The sequence below is a fragment of the Kiritimatiellales bacterium genome, assembly GCA_041656295.1.
Lineage (GTDB): Bacteria > Verrucomicrobiota > Kiritimatiellia > Kiritimatiellales > Tichowtungiaceae > Tichowtungia.
The window spans coordinates 144,090-164,253 of sequence record JBBADV010000006.1 but is presented as its reverse complement, the minus strand read 5'-3'; the positions used below and the strand labels follow the sequence as shown (position 1 = coordinate 164,253).

Annotated in this window: 14 protein-coding genes; 11 read left to right on the top strand and 3 right to left on the bottom strand. The window is 51.9% G+C overall.

What is annotated here, in order from left to right; translation table 11 throughout:
• The 7 genes from WC959_05985 to WC959_05955 all read left to right on the top strand — a co-directional run.
• The coding region (locus tag WC959_05985) for a PEP-CTERM sorting domain-containing protein (protein ID MFA5688678.1) at nucleotides 1-183 on the top strand (183 nt) is incomplete at its 5' end.
• A 105-nt stretch (nucleotides 184-288) separates the two neighbouring features.
• A complete protein-coding gene (locus WC959_05980) occupies nucleotides 289-2,154 on the top strand; it encodes a sulfatase (protein MFA5688677.1) in 1,866 nt (621 codons plus the stop codon).
• A 17-nt stretch (nucleotides 2,155-2,171) separates the two neighbouring features.
• The gene (locus WC959_05975) at nucleotides 2,172-4,979 is read left to right on the top strand and encodes an FAD-dependent oxidoreductase (protein ID MFA5688676.1); all 2,808 of its coding nucleotides are present in this window, start codon (nucleotides 2,172-2,174) and stop codon (nucleotides 4,977-4,979) included.
• Nucleotides 4,976-6,739, top strand: coding sequence for a hypothetical protein (locus WC959_05970; GenBank protein MFA5688675.1), 1,764 nt, complete (start codon nucleotides 4,976-4,978; stop codon nucleotides 6,737-6,739). Before WC959_05975 ends, WC959_05970 begins: the two co-directional genes overlap by 4 nt.
• 66 nt (nucleotides 6,740-6,805) lie before the next feature.
• Nucleotides 6,806-8,266, top strand: a complete 1,461-nt coding sequence (locus tag WC959_05965; GenBank protein ID MFA5688674.1) for an MFS transporter — start codon at nucleotides 6,806-6,808, stop codon at nucleotides 8,264-8,266.
• A gap of 125 nt (nucleotides 8,267-8,391) precedes the next feature.
• Nucleotides 8,392-10,260 (top strand): DUF3604 domain-containing protein, encoded by a 1,869-nt coding sequence (locus tag WC959_05960; GenBank protein MFA5688673.1) that lies wholly within the window; start codon nucleotides 8,392-8,394, stop codon nucleotides 10,258-10,260.
• A gap of 50 nt (nucleotides 10,261-10,310) precedes the next feature.
• On the top strand, nucleotides 10,311-12,527 hold the full coding sequence (locus WC959_05955) for a hypothetical protein (protein ID MFA5688672.1): 2,217 nt from the start codon (nucleotides 10,311-10,313) through the stop codon (nucleotides 12,525-12,527).
• Nucleotides 12,528-12,669: 142 nt separating this feature from the next.
• On the opposite strand, the gene WC959_05950 is transcribed toward WC959_05955, so the two are convergent.
• Nucleotides 12,670-13,695: a LacI family DNA-binding transcriptional regulator gene (locus tag WC959_05950; GenBank protein MFA5688671.1), complete on the bottom strand. Its 1,026-nt coding sequence runs from the start codon at nucleotides 13,693-13,695 to the stop codon at nucleotides 12,670-12,672.
• Between the two features lie 542 nt (nucleotides 13,696-14,237).
• On the opposite strand from WC959_05950, the gene WC959_05945 reads away from it, so the two are divergent.
• From WC959_05945 to WC959_05930, 4 genes are all read left to right on the top strand, one after another.
• The gene (locus WC959_05945) at nucleotides 14,238-15,722 is read left to right on the top strand and encodes a sulfatase-like hydrolase/transferase (protein MFA5688670.1); all 1,485 of its coding nucleotides are present in this window, start codon (nucleotides 14,238-14,240) and stop codon (nucleotides 15,720-15,722) included.
• A 351-nt stretch (nucleotides 15,723-16,073) separates the two neighbouring features.
• Nucleotides 16,074-16,256 (top strand): hypothetical protein, encoded by a 183-nt coding sequence (locus WC959_05940; protein ID MFA5688669.1) that lies wholly within the window; start codon nucleotides 16,074-16,076, stop codon nucleotides 16,254-16,256.
• A 147-nt stretch (nucleotides 16,257-16,403) separates the two neighbouring features.
• Nucleotides 16,404-16,916 carry a shikimate kinase gene (locus WC959_05935; protein MFA5688668.1) on the top strand — a complete coding sequence of 171 codons (513 nt, stop codon included), beginning with the start codon at nucleotides 16,404-16,406 and terminating at the stop codon, nucleotides 16,914-16,916.
• Nucleotides 16,917-16,964: 48 nt separating this feature from the next.
• Entirely contained in the window at nucleotides 16,965-17,600 is a 636-nt protein-coding gene (locus tag WC959_05930) for a tetratricopeptide repeat protein (GenBank protein MFA5688667.1), read from the top strand.
• A gap of 8 nt (nucleotides 17,601-17,608) precedes the next feature.
• Here WC959_05930 and WC959_05925 read toward each other — a convergent pair whose 3' ends face one another.
• Together WC959_05925 and WC959_05920 are read right to left on the bottom strand one after the other, a co-directional pair.
• Nucleotides 17,609-18,853, bottom strand: a complete 1,245-nt coding sequence (locus WC959_05925; GenBank protein MFA5688666.1) for an FGGY family carbohydrate kinase — start codon at nucleotides 18,851-18,853, stop codon at nucleotides 17,609-17,611.
• Complete coding sequence (locus tag WC959_05920) at nucleotides 18,850-20,163, bottom strand: neutral/alkaline non-lysosomal ceramidase N-terminal domain-containing protein (protein ID MFA5688665.1); 1,314 nt, start codon at nucleotides 20,161-20,163, stop codon at nucleotides 18,850-18,852. The genes WC959_05925 and WC959_05920 overlap by 4 nt, the downstream gene beginning before the upstream one ends.
• Nucleotide 20,164: the final 1 nt, after the last annotated feature.

The window sequence follows — 20,164 nt, the reverse complement described above, 5'->3', positions numbered from 1 at the left end:
AAAAAAACAGAAGAGACCGCAAAAATTCACGGATATTTCCGGCCGGGAGCTAATGATGCCGCCAACGTTGAGAGACGTCCGGAGCTGCTCGTTGACATTACGATTATTCCGGAGCCGGCGACACTGCCTCTGGTGATGATTGCAATGTCCATGCTGTTGGTTATACGCCGTATGACTCGTTAACCGGTCAAAAAAAGGCCCTGTGCAGGTGCGCAGGGTCTTTTCCGTTCAACTTTATTACACGAAATTGCAGTTTAAAAAAGAAGCGGATTCCGGGGAGAAAAAGAGATGAAACAGAGAATAGTAATCGGAGCAAGCAGTTTGATAACGGTTGCGGCAGTCGCGCAGACCGACCGGCCGAATGTGATCTTTTTTTTAGTGGATGACATGGGCTGGATGGACAGTTCCCTGTATGGAAGTAAGTTTTATAAAACCCCTGCCATGGAACGGCTGGCAGAATCCTCAGTCCGCTTTATAAACGCCTATTCAGCCAGCCCGCTGTGTTCGCCGAGCCGGGCATCAATTATCAGCGGACAGTATCCGGCCCGCCACGGTATAACCTCGGCGCATGGGCATCAGCCGCATGATCCGGATCTGCCGCTATATCAGGAGCCGAAACCGTCTAACGCCGTACTGCTTCCAAATTCAAAACGTTCGCTGGATCCGGCACAATACACGCTGGCCGAAGCGTTCCGGGATGCCGGGTATCGCACCGGGTTTGTCGGCAAATGGCATTTGGGACTGGAAGAACGGTTCTGGCCGGAACAGCAGGGATTTGAAGTTACGTTTCACGGCGCTCCGGATGCCGGCCCGAAAAGTTATTTTTCGCCCTATCAATTTCAGGCCGGTACAGTGACAGACGGTCCGGACGGAGAATATCTGACGGATCGGGCAACGGATGAAGCACTGGCATATATTCACAACGGAGATCAACGTCCCTTTTTCCTCTGTTTGTGGCACTGGGCAGTGCATGGCCCGTGGGCAGCCAAACGGGAACTGATTCAGTATTATAACCGGAACCCGGATCCTGCCGGCCTGCAGCAAAGTGCGGTGATGGCGGCCATGATTCAAAGTATGGATGAAAGTCTCGGGCGCCTGCTGGATGACCTTGAAAAAACCGGGCTGGATAAAAATACGATTATTATCTTCACCTCAGACAACGGCGGAGTGGTGAAAAAGGGGCCGAACAATGTTCCGGCAACCAGCAATGCGCCGCTGCGCAACGGAAAGGCATCGCTCTTTGAGGGAGGAACCCGTGTGCCGGCGCTGATCCGCTGGCCGGGAGTTGCCGATGTTGAACGGCTGGAGCAGACTGTAATTACCGGTGTGGATTATTATCCGACCCTGTTGGAAATGTGCGGACTTTCTCCGAATCCTGAACAGATATTGGATGGCGTCAGCCTTGTGCCGCTGCTGAAAGGGCAGGCACTGAATCGTGAGGCGATCTTCTGCTACTTCCCGTGGGCATTCGGCAACTGGTCGCCCGCCGGAGCCTGGGTGCGGCAGGGCGATTGGAAACTGATTGATGTGTTTAATCCCGGCGCATCCTTCCCTGATGCATATGAGCTCTATAATTTAAAAGACGACATTGGCGAAACCCGTAATCTGGCGGAACAGTTACCGGAACGTGTGGTGGCCATGAAAGCGCTGCTGCAGCAGCATTATGAAACAACCGGCGCGTTACCGCTGCTGCCAAACCCCGGCTATCTTGTTGCGCCGCCGGAACCGGATACAAAAACGGCGCTTTCACCGGCGGAAGCCTGGATACGGTCGGGGCCGGGCGCAAGTCCGGTCGTCAGGAACGGGGTGTTACATGTGGATTCGCGAGGCATTACAACCACGTATCTGCCCGAAAATCTCAGTGGAAAGATGACGTTGAAAGTACGGGTGAATGTGCCGCGCGGAGCGCCCAACGGAGCTGTATTCTGGAAAGGGCTGTCCCAACCTGTCTTTGATGCTCAGCACCGTGCCGGGTATCGCCTGGAGAAACCTGATCGTATGGATGAGATCGAGGTGGCCTTCCAGGCGGATGAGGCCGTGACGGAGCTGCGGATTGATTTCGGAGATAAAGAGAAGCGGAAAGGTCCTGCCCGGGTGGAGTGGATTAAGCTGTACCGCAGCGACGGCTCTTTGGCCGCAGAATGGTCATTTTAAAACGGAAAATGATGAAAATGATGAGTCGTAGTCTACTTGTTGTTCTGGGTCTGTTGGTCTGTGTGCAGGCTCAAAATCATCGTGTAATCATAGAAAAAGAACCGCGGACGGTTGTTGTGCAGCAGGATGCGTTGACCATATGGATCGAAGCAGAAGATTTTCAGGACTATGGAGGCTGGCTGCTCGACACCCAGTTTATGCACCTGATGGGATCCTCCTATCTGATTGCCGCCGGGGTCGGGACACCGGTTGCCGACGCAACAACAGAATTCCGGGTCACGGAACCCGGCAGCTACCGCCTGTGGGTTCGCTCCCGCAACTGGATTCGCGAGTTTGCTCCCGGAAAATTTGAAGTAATCATCAATGGCCATTCGGCAGGAAAGATTTTCGGTGCCGCGGAATCGGATGAGTGGGGCTGGGAAAGTGCCGGGCCAGTCGAATTGGATACTGGAATGAACCGGCTGGCTGTGAGGGATCTGACCGGATTTTACGGACGGATTGATGCTTTGGTTTTTTCGCGCAATCCGGATTATGTTCCGTCGACAGCGCTTGAAAAACTGAAGACTGAGCGTGCCGGATTCTCCGGAATTTCACTTGATCCGGTGAATCGGGGTGCCTTTGATGTCGTGATCGTCGGCGGGGGCGCCGCCGGAGGTCCTGCCGCGCTTGCATCTGCGCGATCCGGAGCAAAAACTGTACTGATTCATAATCGTCCGGTATTGGGCGGTAATGCCAGTATAGAGCTGGGGGTTCCTGTGCGCGGTGCGTCACAGCACCATGCCTATTCCAGAGAAAGCGGTATCAGTGAAGAGCTTGAGCGCCTGCGGGTTGCCAGAGAATATCCCCAGCTGAGCCGGCCGTTTGCCGAAGCCGCCGCGGCCGAAACGAATCTGACCGTTTTTCTGAATACGCATGTTTATAACGCAATCATGGATGGCTCGCGAATTGCCGGAGTGAAAGCGGTTGATACGCTGACGGGCGAAGAATCGCTTTTTTACGGGCATACATTTGTTGATACGACCGGTGACGGATGGCTCGGCTATTATGCCGGCGCGGACTATCGCGTCGGTCGGGAGGCACGGAGCGAATACGATGAATCACTTGCTCCGGAAACAGCGGATAATATTACGATGAGCGGCTGTCTGATGGGCGATATGAAGCTGGGTTACGGCTATGAGCAACGAGATACGCCGCAGACTTATACCGCGCCGGAATGGGCGCATAAAATGCCGGCTGATTTTGAAACCGGACGGACAATCAAGCATGCTCGCGGACAGTGGTGGCTGGAGTACCCGAACGATATCGACGATATCTGGAATGCGGAACTGGCGCGCGATGAGTTGTTGCGCATAGTTTTCGGATACTGGGACTATATAAAAAATGACTGGAGCAGAAAGAATATCTCACGGAAGCTGGAGCTCACCTACGTACCGATCACAAATGCTAAGCGTGAAACCCGTCGCCTGATGGGGGATTATGTACTGACGCAGCATGATGCCGTGTCTGCCCGCCGGTTTCCCGATACGATTGGACATGCAGGGTGGTCTCTCGATGTACACCATCCCGCCGGTGTTTTTTCAGGCAAAGAAGGTCCTTTTGATTTTGACGTGCTGGTTCCGCAAAACAACATTCCGTTCCGGGCGCTTTATTCCCGGAATATCGACAACCTTCTGTTTGCCGGCCGCTGCATGAGCGTTACGCATGTTGCGCTCGGAACTGTTCGCGTGGAAGGCACCTGTGCCGTAACAGGGCAGGCCGCCGGAACAGCCGCCGCGATGTGTTCGCAAAGAAACATTGTGCCGCGCGATATCTATGAGCGCTGCATCGGCGAATTGCAGCAGAATCTGTTGAAGGCTGATCAATATGTACCGGGTGTTGTCAACCAGGATGCCGGCGATCTGGCGCGCAACGCCGTGCTTTCGGCATCGAGTTTCTCTGTGGAAGATCTAATGGACGAAGCATTTTGCGAAGTGGACATGACCCGCAGCTCGGCGCTCTCTCTCCCATGGTATTTCTTTTATGAAACCGGAACCAATGGCTATATCGGTACGCTCTATGTATACCTGATTTCGACCCTGCCGCGGGATGTGCACCTGCCGCTGACGATTCGCGGCGCCGACAGCAACGAAGATGAAGCGATCGCATCCCGTCCGGCACTGGCAAAGGTCGGGGTCGCCGTGCCGTCCCTGTACAAAGGCTACATCGCATTTCCCATCAATAAACATATCCCGACACCGTACTTTTCGATAGAGTTCGATACGGTCCGGGGGCGCGGGCTGGCTGCACCGTGGGCAGCTCGCGGACATCTTGGTGCGCGGGTTCTCCGGGTACGTGACAAAGAGGAAATCATTACCGGCCGGCCGCGAATCAATGCCTATTGTGAGCCTCCGCTGGTGTATCCGAGAAACTACACTCCGGCGAATGCCATCAACGGAATCAGCCGGATTGTTGATCTGGAATCCAATATGTGGAAGTCGGATCCGGAGCAGCCGTTGCCGCAACATCTTGAACTCAGCTGGGATCGGCCTCAGACCTTTCGTACCGTTCATCTCACATTCGATACGAACCTCGACAGCTGGCGGCGGGCAGATATTTTTGAGCAGGAAGTGGTGAAGGATTATGAAATTCAGGTTTTTTCCGCCGGCGAATGGAAAATGCTGGTTGCGGAACAGGATAATTTCCAGCGGTTCCGGGTGCATCATTTTGAGCCGGTTACAGCAGATAAGCTTCGGGTCGTTGTCAAGGGAACCGGCGGCGATCCGTCTGCACGGATATATGAAATCAGGATTTATAACGATCCGGTAAATATAAAGGAACTTTCGTGAATCAGATAATAGCCATGATTTGTGGAATCGTAATGACAGGCATTATAGGCGGATGTGTAATCGAACGGACGACCCGGGAGACTGTATTGAAGATGACAGCGTTCGGTGCTGTTGGCGATGGAATTTATGATGATTCGCCGGCAGTCCAGCGCGCACTGGCTGCCGTTCGGGAAACGGATGGTCCTGTACGTTTGCTGTTTGATGTGCAGATCTGCTATCTTGGTCCTCAGACCGAACGGGATGCCCAGTTTGACTTGACCGGGCTTGAGAATATCACCATCGACGGACAAGGAGCCACGTTGATTCTGCATCCGCTGAACGGGCTTGTCCGTCTTGCAGATTGTCGCAATGTAACCTTTAAGAATTTTGTTATTCAGCACCGTCCGCTGCCGTTTATGCAGGGTGATATTGAGGCGGTAGAGGATGGGAGTTTTTTGTGGCGCATTCACGATGGATTCCCGCTGCCGAAGCCGGCTGACTGGATGCGGCATCACGGCCACTTTTTTGATAATCCGGCAGCGCACCTGCCGGAACGGACGGAGTGGGAGCAGCGTGAACAGTTTAACGGTCCATGGTTGTGGGGATCCGTATTGAGTGCTGATTCCGCAGCGCTGAAGCCGAACTTTACGAATCATCTTTTTGTTGATGAGGTTACACCGGTTGATGAGAAAAAACGACTATTCCGTGTCATGATTTCAGAAGGCTATCGGGAGTTTCTTTCCGGCCTTATTCCCGGAGAGCGTTTTGTGCTGCCGCGTATGACTCGTACCACAGAGCAGTTTTTCCAGCTGCGTGACAGGGGGTGGATGTTTGAACAGAATGTACAGGTTCGCAATTCGTCCGGTATACTGCTTGAAAACCTCACCTTCTATTCCGCCCGCCCGGGAATGGTGTTTGGTGTACGGCATAATACAGGTGATGTGACGATTCGCGGTTGTACGGTTACCTGGCTTCCGGGCACCGATGCGTTAATGGCTTCATGGCGTGATGGAGTGCATTGCAAAAACAATCGCATCGGTCCGGTAATTGAAAATTGCCGGTTTGAAGGGCTGTTTGATGACAGCGTGAATCTTAGTGCCGATGCGGTAATGGCGGAAGAGATACTTGCTGCCGACCGGTTGCGCCTGACATCCGCCGGGTTTAGCCCCGGCGATGAAATCGGCGTGTTTTCCCCCGATAGCGGAATGTGGCAGACGGGGCTGACCGTAACTGCTGTGACAGATCGGGATGTGACGTTCAGCCGACCGGTTGAGCATGTGATCTGCGGGCACATGATTCCGCATGATGATGTCCGCGCTACCCAGTTTTTCAATCTGAGTTGTGCCAATCGCGGATTTGTGGTGCGCAATAATTTCTTTGGACTGCAACGGCGACATGCAGTGCTGGCTCGCAGCGCAGGGTTGGTTGAAAATAATATTATTCAGGGAGTGTCCGGCCATGCGTTTGAATTCAGTAATACGTCCGGCAGTTTTTATGAAGGACCGTTTCCGCGCGGGGTGCAGGTGCGGGGAAACCGGATTTTTGATACAGCACGAACTCCGGTATTTATTGGGACAAAAGGAGCTGCAGTTCCCGTGACCGGAGATATTCTCCTTGAAGACAACGAAATCATCTGCGCACCCAATGTACCGGTACGGCTCGAATGCGTGGAGTCGGTGAGCTTCCGTAATAATCGGTTCAGTCGCGATGGCGTACAACCGATTCCCCAGCGCGCGGGGGTAAAAGTGGACAGCCGTTCTGTCAATATTACATTTTTTTAATTGGCACGATGCAATATCTTCCTGACAATAACTTTAATATCCGGTTTTAACGTAAGAGGGGGATCAATGGAAAAAAAAACTGAACCTCGTGTTTCTCCGTTCCGCCTGATCGGTTATGCCTTCGGCGAGGGCGCAGTGTCGATTACCATGAACGGTATTTCCAACTTTGCCATGTTGTTTTATACACAGGTACTCGGTTTGACTGCCGCCCATGCGGGGATCGCACTGAGCATTGCCATGCTTTGGGATGCGATAACTGATCCGGTAATGGGGCATATTACCGATAATACCCGTACACGATGGGGGCGTCGGCATCCGTATATTATGTGGGGCGGTGTAATGCTGGCGATATCTTTCTTTTTGCTGTGGACGGTTCCGGCATACTTTACTTCTCCCGCCGGCATTTTTACCTGCATCCTGCTTCTCAACCTGTTGGTGCGCACTGCGGTGACCGTGTTTGTGGTGCCTTATACTGCACTCGGATTTGAAATGTGCCCGGAATATGTGGATCGCTCCCGTCTGCAGGGGGTGCGCTATTTTTTCAATATGCTGATCAACCTGATATTCGGGGCGTGTGCATGGTCCATCTTCTTTAAAGACCAGACCGGCAGTTCCGGCGAACGGATTGATGGAACAACGATCTTGAACAATTATATCTCAATGAGTGTTATGCTGTCTGTTGCCACGCTGGTGTTAATTATTCTCTGCCTGCTGAATACCCGTAGATATGCCGCAGACAGCCGGCAAATGGCCGTACACGGAAAAAACGTAAAAGCGATGTTTCAATCTCTGTCCGATATCTTCAAGGATCGCATGGCATGGTATGTATTCGGTTTTTTCGGTGTGGCACAGCTCGCCATGTTGCTGACGTCTCAGAGTCAAATGTTTACCTATGTACATTACATGCGCTTTTCTTCGATAGAAAAAACCTTTGTCCACGGAGCCGGCATGGTGGCTTTTGCTCTCGGATCGCTCAGTTTAACCCGCCTGGTGGGCCGACTGGATAAAAAGCCGACCGGCTACATTGGAATGATCAGTTGTACGATCGGCGGACTGGGTCTGCTGGCGGTTTTTATCGGTGGAGTGGTGGCACCGGGACAGACGGTGACGATCGCGCTTGTCGAGTTGCCGCTGGCCACACTTATTTTTGGCCTATTCCAGAGTTGTTGGTGGGGCGGATGCGGGATTCTGGTTCCGCTTGCGCTTTCGATGATTGCAGATATTTCTGAAATCAATCAGAAAAAAACCGGTGAACTTAAAGAAGGCAGTTATTCGGCCGTGTTCAGCTTTTTTCTCAAAGCGGCCACTTCGGGCGGACTGCTTATTACAGGGTGGCTGGTTACAGGCGCAGGCATTGTATCCGGTGCCGAAATGCAGACCGCCGCGGCGACACGTAATATGGCAATCATGACGTTTATTTCCGGTCCGATCCTTGTGTTTGTTTCCTATTTGATTCTTCGGAAATACCCGGTTACGCGGGCATTTATGGAGAAAATAAAAACCGGACAATTGGAGAATGCTGTATGACACATGTAAACAGAAGGCTGTTTTTGTTCCAAAGCGGTTTGATGGGTGCCGGGATGTTAGCCGGGTGCCGGTATTCGCAAAAAAACGCAAACAGATCCGAATCGGATCAGAAGAAAGCCGCTGCCATGCAATTTGCGGCAAACGGACATCCGGAAGCATACATCCGGCACACGCTGGGTATGGGTAAAGGATCCTGTTCGATTCGCTGTTCCGTCCCTGAACTGTACCCGTCGCAACAGGTGGACTGGGTGGAAATTACTTACATGGCTTCTGAAGAAGGCATTGTTCCCGGCGGACGGGTTGTGCTGGCTGTTCCTCCCGGTCCGCCGGAGGCCGCAGTGCAGATTGATGCACCGGATCGTCCCGCGTATATGGAGGTACAAGCAACGTCTCCTGTGCGGGTTCAGCTCGCCTATCCCCCGTTTGAGATACAGGAAAACTGTCTGGTCACAAAATCGCGGGTTGAAGTTTTTTTCCCGGAGGGATTATCTGCAAAAGAAACGGTTACGTTCCGCTGGAACGATGTACTGCTGGATGTCTACGCCCGGCGATGGGATGGCGACAGCTGGCGCTTCCACCTGCTGTGCGATCATGACGGCGATGGGTTGAGCGAAGAACTTCCTGAAATTGCCGCGGTTCCAAAAACGTCTGGTCCGGCGGTGTATCTGCTGGCACGCAGTAACTCAATGGCACTACCCGGCGAGCCGGTGCGTATCAACGTGGCGGCCTTCGACCGTTATAATAATCCGGCAACAGGGTATACCGGAGAAGTGAATTTTGAAATAGAACGTGATGCCGGTGCAAATGTACCGGCTCCATATCATTTTTCCGGCGATGATCGCGGTGCGCATGTGTTTGATGTTATCTTTGACAAGCCCGGCGTGTACTGGCTGGTTGTGAAGGACGGGCAGGGACTGCAATGTCGCACCAACCCGATCGAGATTCTGGCTGAAGAGCCGGCGGCACGGCTCTATTGGGGAGACCTGCACGTGCATACTGAGATGTCGGCCGATGCCCGGGTCTGGGCGCACACGACATCGACCTATGCCGGATCATACCGTATCGGCCGCTATCGCTATGGTCTTGATTTTCAGGCAAACGCCGATCATCACGGGTTGCTCCAGGGCAATTATACGCGCGACGAGTGGGAAGCCATGAAACATATTACCAATGCCGCCAATGTGCCGGGGCACTTTGTTACGTTGATCTGTAACGAATACTCTCATCCGCTTGGCGACGCCAATGCTTATTTCCGACAGGACGACATTCCCTATCTGGATCACGAACCCTATTCGCGTTCCGGCGATCCGCAGACGCTTTACGCCCGGCTGCGCCGGTTCGGATGCCCGTTGATTCCCCACCACGTTTCGCAAAACATGCGGCCGTTCCACTGGGAAAATTATGATGCCCGGCTCATGATCGACTGTGAGATTTTTTCGAACCATGGCCGCGCAGAGTTTTTGGGTAACAAGCCCCACTACAGCAAAAAGAAAGTCCCGACCATGGAAGGAACGACCTGGGTGGAGCAACTGCAGAAAGGCTATCAAATGGGTTGTGTGGCATCCAGCGATGATCACTGGGCTCGCCCGGGAACGTGCGGTCTGACGGGCATTTGGAGTCGCAAAGGGCTGACGCGCGACGGTCTGGTGGATGCACTGTTACAACGTGCCTGCTACGCGACAACCGGCGACCGTACGATTCTCTATTTTCATGTGACCCAAGGCGAAAATACTGTCGTTGATCTGCGGGCCTATGCCGGATCAATCATCGAGAAGACGGAAATTATAAAAAACGGGGAAACGGTTGTTGCAGAAGAACCGCAATCACTGATGGTAAAAACACAGTGGATGGATCCGGCCCCTCCCGGAAATGACTGGTACTACGTCCGCCTCACCTTGAGAGAACAGGAGGTATGTGAAGAATATATGCGTAATAAGAAACAGTTTATCTGGAGTTCTCCCGTCTGGATTGGATGCAGCGAGGAAGAACAATAATGGTTCCGATGCCTGAAAGAAGATGTGCTCATCGGGATTCCGGACGTCCAGTGTTTGGGAAACCGGCAATCTGGCTGCTGGTTCTTGCCGCCTTCACCGCAGATGCGAATCAGGGATATCCCAGGTTGATGAGTTTCCGAACTCTGAATTCGCGGGCGCTCGAAGAAGGGTACTATGATCAGATGGGAATGGTGGTAACCGATCTTCATACTTATTTGCGGAAAAACGCCGCGCTTAAATTTAAACGCCGTTTCCCTGACCGGCTGGCGTTGATCCAAATCAATATGGAGCGACTCGGGCTTTGGGGGAGTTGGGAATCAATTCCTCCGCAACGACTTGAGGATCTTGGATGGATGGATCCGTCTATTTTGACTCGTCAGCCGCAGATGGAAATATTACACGACGGTCGTTATCCCCTGCCGGGTTTTCTGGGCTGGTGGGCCTATAATGCCGGTGATGATATTTTGAATGGAATTCCGGCCGGCGAAGCATCGGTTACTGTGAAGGTGACGCACCCTGAACGCTTTCGCCCGAGCGATCACATCCTGACGGTACGTACATTCGGCTCTCCGGTTCATCGCGAAGTGGTGTTCTGCCCGCGGGATGCCGAAGGAAATCTCGACTGGCTTAGTGCAGAGGCCGGAGTGGTGACCGCCCTTGATGAAGCGGAAGGAACCATTACTGTTCGCCGGTGGAAGACATCCGTTCCCTGGAAGGAGCATGCTGCCGGAACGTATGTGGCGCCACATGCAGTTGATGTTTATATTTCCAATGCATTTAAAGTGTTTTCCAGCGATCCGGCGGATGAGGTACTCCAGCCGTGGCTGCCTAATCTGACCCGGCACTGTCCGCGCGATCCGCGCAACGGGCAGACCGCCTGTGAATGGCTGGCTGACTGGTATGCACAGTTTAAGAAAACGCATTATAGTCAGCTTGACGGAATGGTGTTTGATGTTTCTGCGGGGACCTTCTACCCATCCGACCGCGTGTCGGTGAATGCAGACTGCAATCTTGATGGCGATCCGGATGCATTCTTTCTCGATGGCGTCAACTGGTGGCCGCTTGGCATGTATGACTTTTTTTATACACTTCGGCAGAAGTTGAAAAACCTCAACAAGCCGTGCGTGCTGGTGAGCGATTCCAACCATAACGAAGATCAACGTTTCTTCGACTTGCTCAACGGTGCGGAGTATGAGTATTCAATGAATCCGGTCTGGTATATGCCTGAAACTTTTTCCAGCATGCTGGATCGCTTGCTTTTATGGGAAAGCCGATCGGTCAAACCGGCGGTTTCTTTTCTCAGCAATAAATACCCCGATCATATCTATCACGGCGGCAACGCGAAATCACTGACGGGCGTGATGACTCTTTCTCACTGGCGAATGGATCTGGCGGTTGCTTGCATTGCATCAGCCTATGCAGGAAAAGATATTACGCGTACGGCGGGGAGAAATTCGGAACAGTTTATGGCGTATGCCGGTCGCAAAGAGCAGATGGAAAAGTATCGTTATCCTCTCCCGCCGGTTTATGATGAGTACCATGCCGGCGGAGACAACAGGTATAACTGGCTCGGCGCGCCGGACGGGCCTGCTCAACGGGTTGTCAGTCACCTTGGGCCGGAGCTTTTTTCAAAACGTCAGGCGGTTGTGCTGCGCGCCGACTCGACGGCATTATGGCGGACAGAACACGACTCATGGCAACGGTACGAAACAATCGCATTGCCAGGTGTCAAATTCGAAAAAGACGCAGAGTATGCGTTAAGCTTTTCAATCAGCGGTTCCAATCCCTGGAAACATTTGGATAACCGTTATGCAGGTATTCCGAAAAACAGCCGGTTTCGTTTTTGTATGAATGGTGTTACGGATGTTGACTTTGGAAATTTCAAAAGCTTCTATGCGCAGGAGGCACTGGTATTTGAAGAACCGCGCGCATGTGTATTGACTCTGAAAGCACCGGCCGCCGGACGCGGTGAGTTGCAGGTTGATTTATCGGAAAATACCGGTGACGTGACGATTTCAAATTTAACACTTCGCAAAGGTTGTGCAGACGTATTGTTGCGAAAGTTTGAAAATGGATTGGTTATAATGAATGGATCATACGACGATCCAGTGACATTGAAGATATCCCGGCTCTTCCCCGGTGAATCGTATTCAAGAATTCTCGGACGTCAGGTTCCGGAATTCAATGATGGACAACCGGTTGGCGAGGCTCTGACAATTCAGCCGCATGATGGGATTTTTTTAAAGCGAAATCGAAGACAAAAGTGATAATACCATCTGCGTTATGGCGTTTTTGATTTTGTTTGGCGTAAAAATGGCCGGGCGCTCACGCGGGCAAGCATTCTTCCCTGCTCTTTCTCATGGTTAAATGAGTAGACTGGAATACCTGCTCCAAGCGGTGAAGCGCGCTCTAATACGAAGCGCCCGGATCAACCAGTCGGCCATCAAAAAGAAGCTGGGAAATCGCACGGCTAGGTTCATTGATCCTCCGAAAGAGCAGTTCAATGCCAGCGGCGGCTATATCCTCAATAGGCCAGTCAATCGTCGGTAACGGGCAAAGTCCTGCGGGTACATCCAGCGCATCAAAACCGGCCACCACCACATCTCGTGGAACCGATAGCCCGCATGACTGTAAAAATTCAACCAGTTCATACCCGTAGCCGTCGTGCTCGCAGATCCATGCCCGAACCCCCGATGTCACAGCACGCAGAACATCTTCAAAAGGCTGCGCACTTTCCATATATAAATTCACAACAAGCGCAGAATCACAAATCTCTCCCGTTCGGGCCAACGCTTCTATGTATCCGGCAAACCGGGCATAGGCATAAGACTGGACTGGTCTTTTACACAGGAACCCGATTTTTTCATGTCCCTGTTTTTTTAAAAAACCAACCAGCTGTCCAACCGCTGTCCGGTTATTTTGACCCACCATGTCTATAGGTAGTCCGGGATGGTGTATCATCATTTGTACACAGGGCTTCTGCGCAGTTGCCGCCTGTGCGAACGCCGGAGGGAAAAGCCCCGCCAGCATAATTCCTGAGACTGCTCCGCGTCGCAAAGACACCGGGAGATCATGCCGCGATCGGATCTTTTGCGCTTCGGAAACGGAAATATATTCCACATGCAACAGAATATTTTTCAGGCGGGTAGCATCCGTTGCTCCATGGAGAATCCGTAGGGGCATCCGATCGCTGCGCGGAGGAACATCCGGCATACAGAGAAACAGTCCGATCGCCTGATTCTTACGACGGCTGAATGCCTTTCGATTTACAGCCTGTTCTGTAGCGGGAAGACGATACCCAACCTCTCTGGCCATCTCAATAATCCGAGCCGCAGTACGCGATTTTTGCCCGGAAATATTACGTAATACCCGGCTCACAGTTGCGCGCGACACGCCGAGCCGATGGGCAATTTCTGCTTGTGTAGGTTTTTTCATCGCAGCTTTCTAAAAAAATCACAAATCCATAATTTCATAAGACATTATTTAATCAAAATAAAAGGGGAAACACAATCTCTTCAAACACTGAACCGGTTGAAAATGGGCGGATTGTAACGCGAGTACCGGTTAGAGCATATAATACTGTACACAGGCGGTGCTGCACAACGCGGTCGAATGATGTATCGTACCGGTCGGTTTTTTGGCTGGAGCGCGATATGATACTGAGTCAGTCAGATGCTTTATACCGGGATGTCGGTAACGTCCGATGCTGCTGGCACGTGATCCGCAGCTGATGGGAGTTTTATATGAGCGATAAGTGTGAAGCGGATCTCGCCGGCAGAGCCGGCATTTTGTATGAGTCAAAGCCGGTGTCTTGAACCATCTTGTAGTAAATCAAAACGAGGACCAATACTCGTCCGCGAGCGCTGTTAAATTTTTTAACATCTGAAAAACGGCACGATCAGGAAATGATCGAATGACAGAAAATTCACCAACCGGATACTTGCTTTTACGACACATTTTTTTTACAATTTTTTGCAATGTCGACACAACCAAATATTCTAATTCTGTTTCCGGATCAGCTTCGTGCTGACTTTCTGGGTTGTTACGGGGCTGAATTCGCAAAGACTCCGAATATTGACCGGCTCTGCTCTGAAAGTATTCAGTATATCCATGCAGTTTCTCCATCACCCGTTTCTGTACCGGCCCGGGCTTCCATGCTGACTGGATTTAATGCAATAAAAACCGGGGTATTCCATAACGATCATTGGTTGCGTCCAGATCATGCTGCATGTGGCATGCCCACATGGGCAGAACTCCTTCGGGAAAACGGCTATTGTACTGCTTCTATCGGGAAAATGCATTTTTATCCATGGGACATTGCGGAAGGTTTCGACTTCCGCCTCATTGCCGAGGACAAGCGTCATTATGATATTCTAGATGATTATGCAGATTATCTGAATATTCATGGATTTAGAAAATATCATGCAAACAAAAATCCCGGCTACCAGGAACACAAAGGAGCTGCTTGCAGTCGTATTCCGATGGAGCACCAGGTCGACATCTGGACTGCTAACCAAACGGTCAAATTTATCACGCAGCATAATACTAAAAAACCTTTTGCTTGCATGGTCGGTTTTCCCGGCCCTCACTGCCCGTATGATCCACCGGATAAAATTGCTGCATTATTCGATCCCCGCCAGATGCCAGAAAGTATTCCACCCAATGATGTCTCCCGTCACTTCCATAATGATTTTGTGAAAGGCTCCCTTCTCTATTGGAACGGAGTGGATTATACTACATTTACGGAAGAACAGAAAAAACGAGTCAAAGCCTACTATAGCGCATTAATTCACCAGATTGATATCGGTGTCGGATGGATTACAGACTGTTTGCAGAAAACAGGGCAGCTAAACAATACCATCATCATATTCGCCTCGGATCACGGTGAATACGCCGGCGACTTTGATATGGTTGGCAAAGGACATTTTAGCGGGCCAAGTATTCACATTCCATTATTGATACGTGTTCCCGGTCAGTTGCCGCAAACCATAAACACTCCGGTTTCACTGACGGACCTATTCAGTTCCATTTTGCAGCTGGCCGGTGTCGACTGCGAGGAGAACAACGATTCCCGTATTTTGCCCGGACTGCCGAATGCCGGGCAGCCGCGCGATCATCTTTTTGCAGCCTCAGCCTTGGGGTATATGGTACTGACAAGCCAATGGAAATACAGCCGTTATCTTTCCGGACTCAAGGTGCTCTACAACCTGAATGACGATCCTCAAGAACAGCGTAACCGTATCAATGATCCGGCCTGTGCACCTATTATCCAGAAGCTTGATGCGATCTTAACTCGGGAAATCGACGAATCTATCGAGTTCGCCAATCGAGAAAAATGCGTTGAACGCGGCGGCTTATGCGGAGAAGGTCCTTTCGGGAAGCGCGGCTGGCAGCGCACCTATCCAGCGAATTCTAATAAGTTTATCCCGCACCATTTACTCGGCATTGACAGAGACGTGTGACGGATTAAAAAAATACCTGCAGGGCATGTTAATACAAGTGCAAAAATTCTACAATGAACGCAAATGCAATGGAACCAAGAAGCATGATATCCAGTTTGGTACAACCTCCACTTTCAGCTTTTTATTTTTTTTACCGGTGATATTTTTGACGGCTTCGACAATAAATTGGAGCTGGGACTTGGTTTTGACCCTGATAGGGATAACATTTCTTCTGTCTGCCTGTCAGATCAGATCGTGACTAATACAATCTACCCCCGCGGTTCAACGATGAATTTTGCCGACTTTTAGATTGATTCACCGGTGGCGGATGTGTAGGTTACAAACCTCTTTTGAACAATTTGGAGAAGGATTATGAGAATTCGCAGAGCCATGCGCAAAAAACCGCTTCGCCGGCCGATTAAAAAGGCCGGTCCGAAACGTTATCGCGTTATCCAGCAGAAAAAACGGCTGGCGGCCGCCGGAGTTACAGAAGACGCTCTTCGCAAAATGAACAATAAAGATATCCGTGACGCGCTCAAAGCATACGGTGCGTAAGCGCAACCGCAGTTGTCCCTTTCTGATACGCTCCGGTTCGGGACGTTGGTTTCTTACTGTCTATGAATCATACCCATACGCACGAATGGAGTATGAATTTGCACTTTATTCGTGAAGATTCGTCAAATTCGCGGGAAAAATAGTCACATGAAAAAGCGGAATATCATTCTGGTCGGTTTTATGGGCACCGGAAAAACAGCGACCGGAAAAATTCTGGCGGCAAAAACCGGCATGCCGCTGGTTGATATGGATTCCGCAATTGAAAAACAGCAGAATCGCACGATTTCTGAAATTTTTGCCACTGACGGTGAAGCGGCGTTCCGGCAGATGGAGCGCGAACTGGTAAAGGAACTGGCGGCGCGCAACGGTCTGATTATTTCCACCGGCGGCGGAATCGTCTTGAACTCCGATAATATTGTCGACTTTGAGAAAAGCGGACTGACGGTGTGCCTCACCGCATCGGCGAAAACAATTTTCCGCCGCGTTTCAAGTAATACGACCCGTCCGTTACTTTCCGGCGATAAAAAGGTTCAGATTGCAGAGCTGCTGGAAAAGCGGCGCCCATTATACGATGCCATCCGCTATCAAATTGACGCCGACCGGTTAAATGCCGAGGAACGCGCCGATGCGATTCTGCACCTGTACACGCTTGAAAAGTGATGCCGGAGCGGTACACTGCTGGCTTTTAGAACACCCGGAGTAAAAATTATGGAACATGATCCGCAACAGCAGGAACGGCATAAGGAGCTGGAGCAGCACGAAGTTAAAGAGGCGCTCAAATTTTTGAAACGTTACGGAACACTGATCGGCGCCGGCATTACTGCCGCCGCTGTGATTGTGCTCATCACCCACAGCTGTTCAATGCGGAGCGTGGCGCGGCAGCTTCAGGCCGAACAAATGCTTCAAGCTGCACAAACGCCGGAACAGATGGCTGAAGTTGCAGAAAAATATAAATCGCTGCCGATCGGTGAAACCGCCCTGCTCGATCTCGCCAAAACACTGTACAACAACGGTGACTATGCCGGTGCCCGCGCGCGGTATAATAAATTTCTGAACCGCTACAAAAAAAGTGAACAGCATGCGGTGGCGGAACTCGGACTCGTCTATTGTACAGAAGCGGACGGTGATTTCGCAGCAGCGGCCGAAGAGTTCAATGCATTCGCCGTGAAATATGCAAACCATAATCTTTATCCGGTGGCGGTGCTGAGCATTGCGCGCAATTATGAACAGGCCGGTAATATCGATGAAGCGCGCATCGTGCTGGAAGATTTTCTCACCGACAACCCGCGCTCCGTCTGGATCCGTTCCGCAGAAGATGCATTAACGATACTGAATAAAAAATAATCAGCGCATCATTTTACCGCAATCATCCGCGCCGCACCGGCACCGGGATCAGCGGTTTGAACGGTTAAATAACGATTGAGGTTTTGTTCAAGGCGGTTTTTCCAGATCTGATTTTTTGCGCCGCCGCCGGCAATATAAAGTGTGCCGGCGGGTTTCATCCGCTCAACATATCCGGTCATGCGGTTCGTTAGAAATTCAATAATTCCGGCGCAGAACTGTTCTGCCGGAAGTTTACCGGCATATTCAAATATTGTTTTTCCATCGGAATCAAATTCCGGCAGAAACCCGCCGCCGGAAAAGCCTTTTTCCGCCAGTTCAAAAAATCCGGCAAAGCCGGAAAGTTGAAGGCGCTGAACAGCTTGCAAAATAAGATTCCCGCCAAACGGATCGGCGATCATCCGGTAATATCCGCCGTGCGGATAGATGCCGCGAATCATTTTCGCCGCCGGCGCCGAAAGCTCTGCCGTCCATTGATAAACCACCTGCGCCGAACCCAGTGTAATTAACGTTCCGCCGTTGCGTTCAAGCCCGGCGGCATACGCACCGGCGGTTTGATCATTGCCGGCGCAGAACACCGGAATTCCAGCGGGCAGTCCAAGAACGTTATCTGATTCCGTCTTCCCCGCCGGCGCCGGCAGCGGCCCGATCGACGGCACTTGATCTGCTGTGATGTTAAGATAGTCGAGAACGCCGGCGTTCCATGTTTTTTCTTTCAACGACCACAAGCCACTCATTCCGGCAAGGTTTTCATCAAGCACCGGCGTGCCGGTCAGCTGTTCGATGATGAACGACGGCAACGGCAGTACGTTTGCGCTGCCAAACGCCGGATGTTCATTCAACACGGCTTTTAAAAGGCATACCATCTGCGCGCCGCACGGCTCATAGAAACTGGAATGAAATTTATAATCGGCAAAATGCGGATCCGTTTTAACGGCGGCGGAAATTGCGGCACCGCGCTGATCCTGCCAGCTGATGAACGGCGTTAAAAACCTGTTATTCTGCCGCAATGCAAATGTTTGCGCCTGACTGGTAATTGCCACAGCAGAAATTTCTGTCGGGAAATTTTTGCCGGCGCGAAGTGTTTCCTTCACTGCCGAATACGCCGCCGAAATAATTTCAACCGGATCAAGTTCCGTGCGCGCGCCGGTGCAAAGATAATTCAAATAGGCTGATCCACCGGCGCGCCGGTTCAACGCGCTGTCGAACAGCGCCGCTTTAAAACTGGTCGAGCCGAGATCGATGCAAAGAATCATGTTCTGCTTTCCTGAATCAGCCGGAGTGTTTCGGTCAACATGCGCCGGGCGGTTTCCGGGGCAAAGAGTGCATTAGAGGCTTCGTAACCGCCCTCTTCCGCCGCTTCGTCCGTTACAAGATATCCCTGCATCTCGCCGTTGGCCATGCTGATGAGATATGCGTTTTTCTGTGCCGCACCCAGCTTAATTCCATACTCAACAAACACTTCCCCCGACCAGCCGGCAAACCAGAACGGCCCGGTTCGCATCACTTGAACTTCAGCGGGCGCACAGGAGGCACGATATGTCTCAAGTTCACCGCTTGCTTCGAGTTTTGCCAGCGTGAGTGTTTCATGCGCGCCGAACAGATCCACTTCGGCGCCGCGCGCCGCCTGCGGCGTGCCGGTTTGTTTTAACTCTTCATAACGCGCCTGCGCCTGTTCAAGGCGGCGCTGTGCGTCGTCCACAGACGGAAACGAGCGCGGAACAGGAGTGATACTGCTGCCGCATGATGCCAGCAAAACACCGGCAGAATACGATGCGCCGGACAGCGCGCGTTCGACCGCGGCGCCAAGAATACCGCCAATCCGTTCCGCTTCTGCAAATGTGTTGGATTTTGTGACGTGGCGCGGACTCTGGTTGCCGCTCGGGCCGGTGTGATGAATCACCGGACACTCACCGAAAACGGTTTGCAGATGCCGGCGCGCAAAGCCGGGGAAATCCGCCGATGCCAGCAATGAATCTTCGTGAAGCACGGTTGGATGCATATTGCAGACCAGCATGATTCCGAGAAGCGCTGAATCATCACGCCGGCGCACCGCAACCACCGGAACATTGTGCAGCGCCGGTCCGGACGGATCGCGGCGGTTAGTGCCGATGCCGGTTGCATCGGCGGTTACAAACGCCGCTTCGGCATCGGTCGCGGACTGAAACGCATTCACACCGGCGGCAACGATTCCGTCTTCGAGCCGGCAAAGATATTCCGAATCGACGCCGGGAACCGTGTCATCATCGACATTGCTGGCATACGTGACTGTAATCGGCGCGGAGTGCGTATGCGTCGCGCTGATGAGAATATTTTCCGGCGCGACACCTGTTTTTTCAGCAATCCGCCGGCGTGTCACGCGGACGCTGTTCTTCGAAACAAAGATGACGTCGTTCGCGATGTAAAGCTGCTCCGCCCGGCCGTTCGACAGATAGAGCGCCGAGCTGAACAGCGGATCGTTCACGCCGGTGCTGTAGCGTTTCACAAACGGATAGCCGAACAGAAACTGCGAATTGACCGGCGAAATATCCGTCTGCGCGGCACCGGCTTTGAATATATGGTTCATC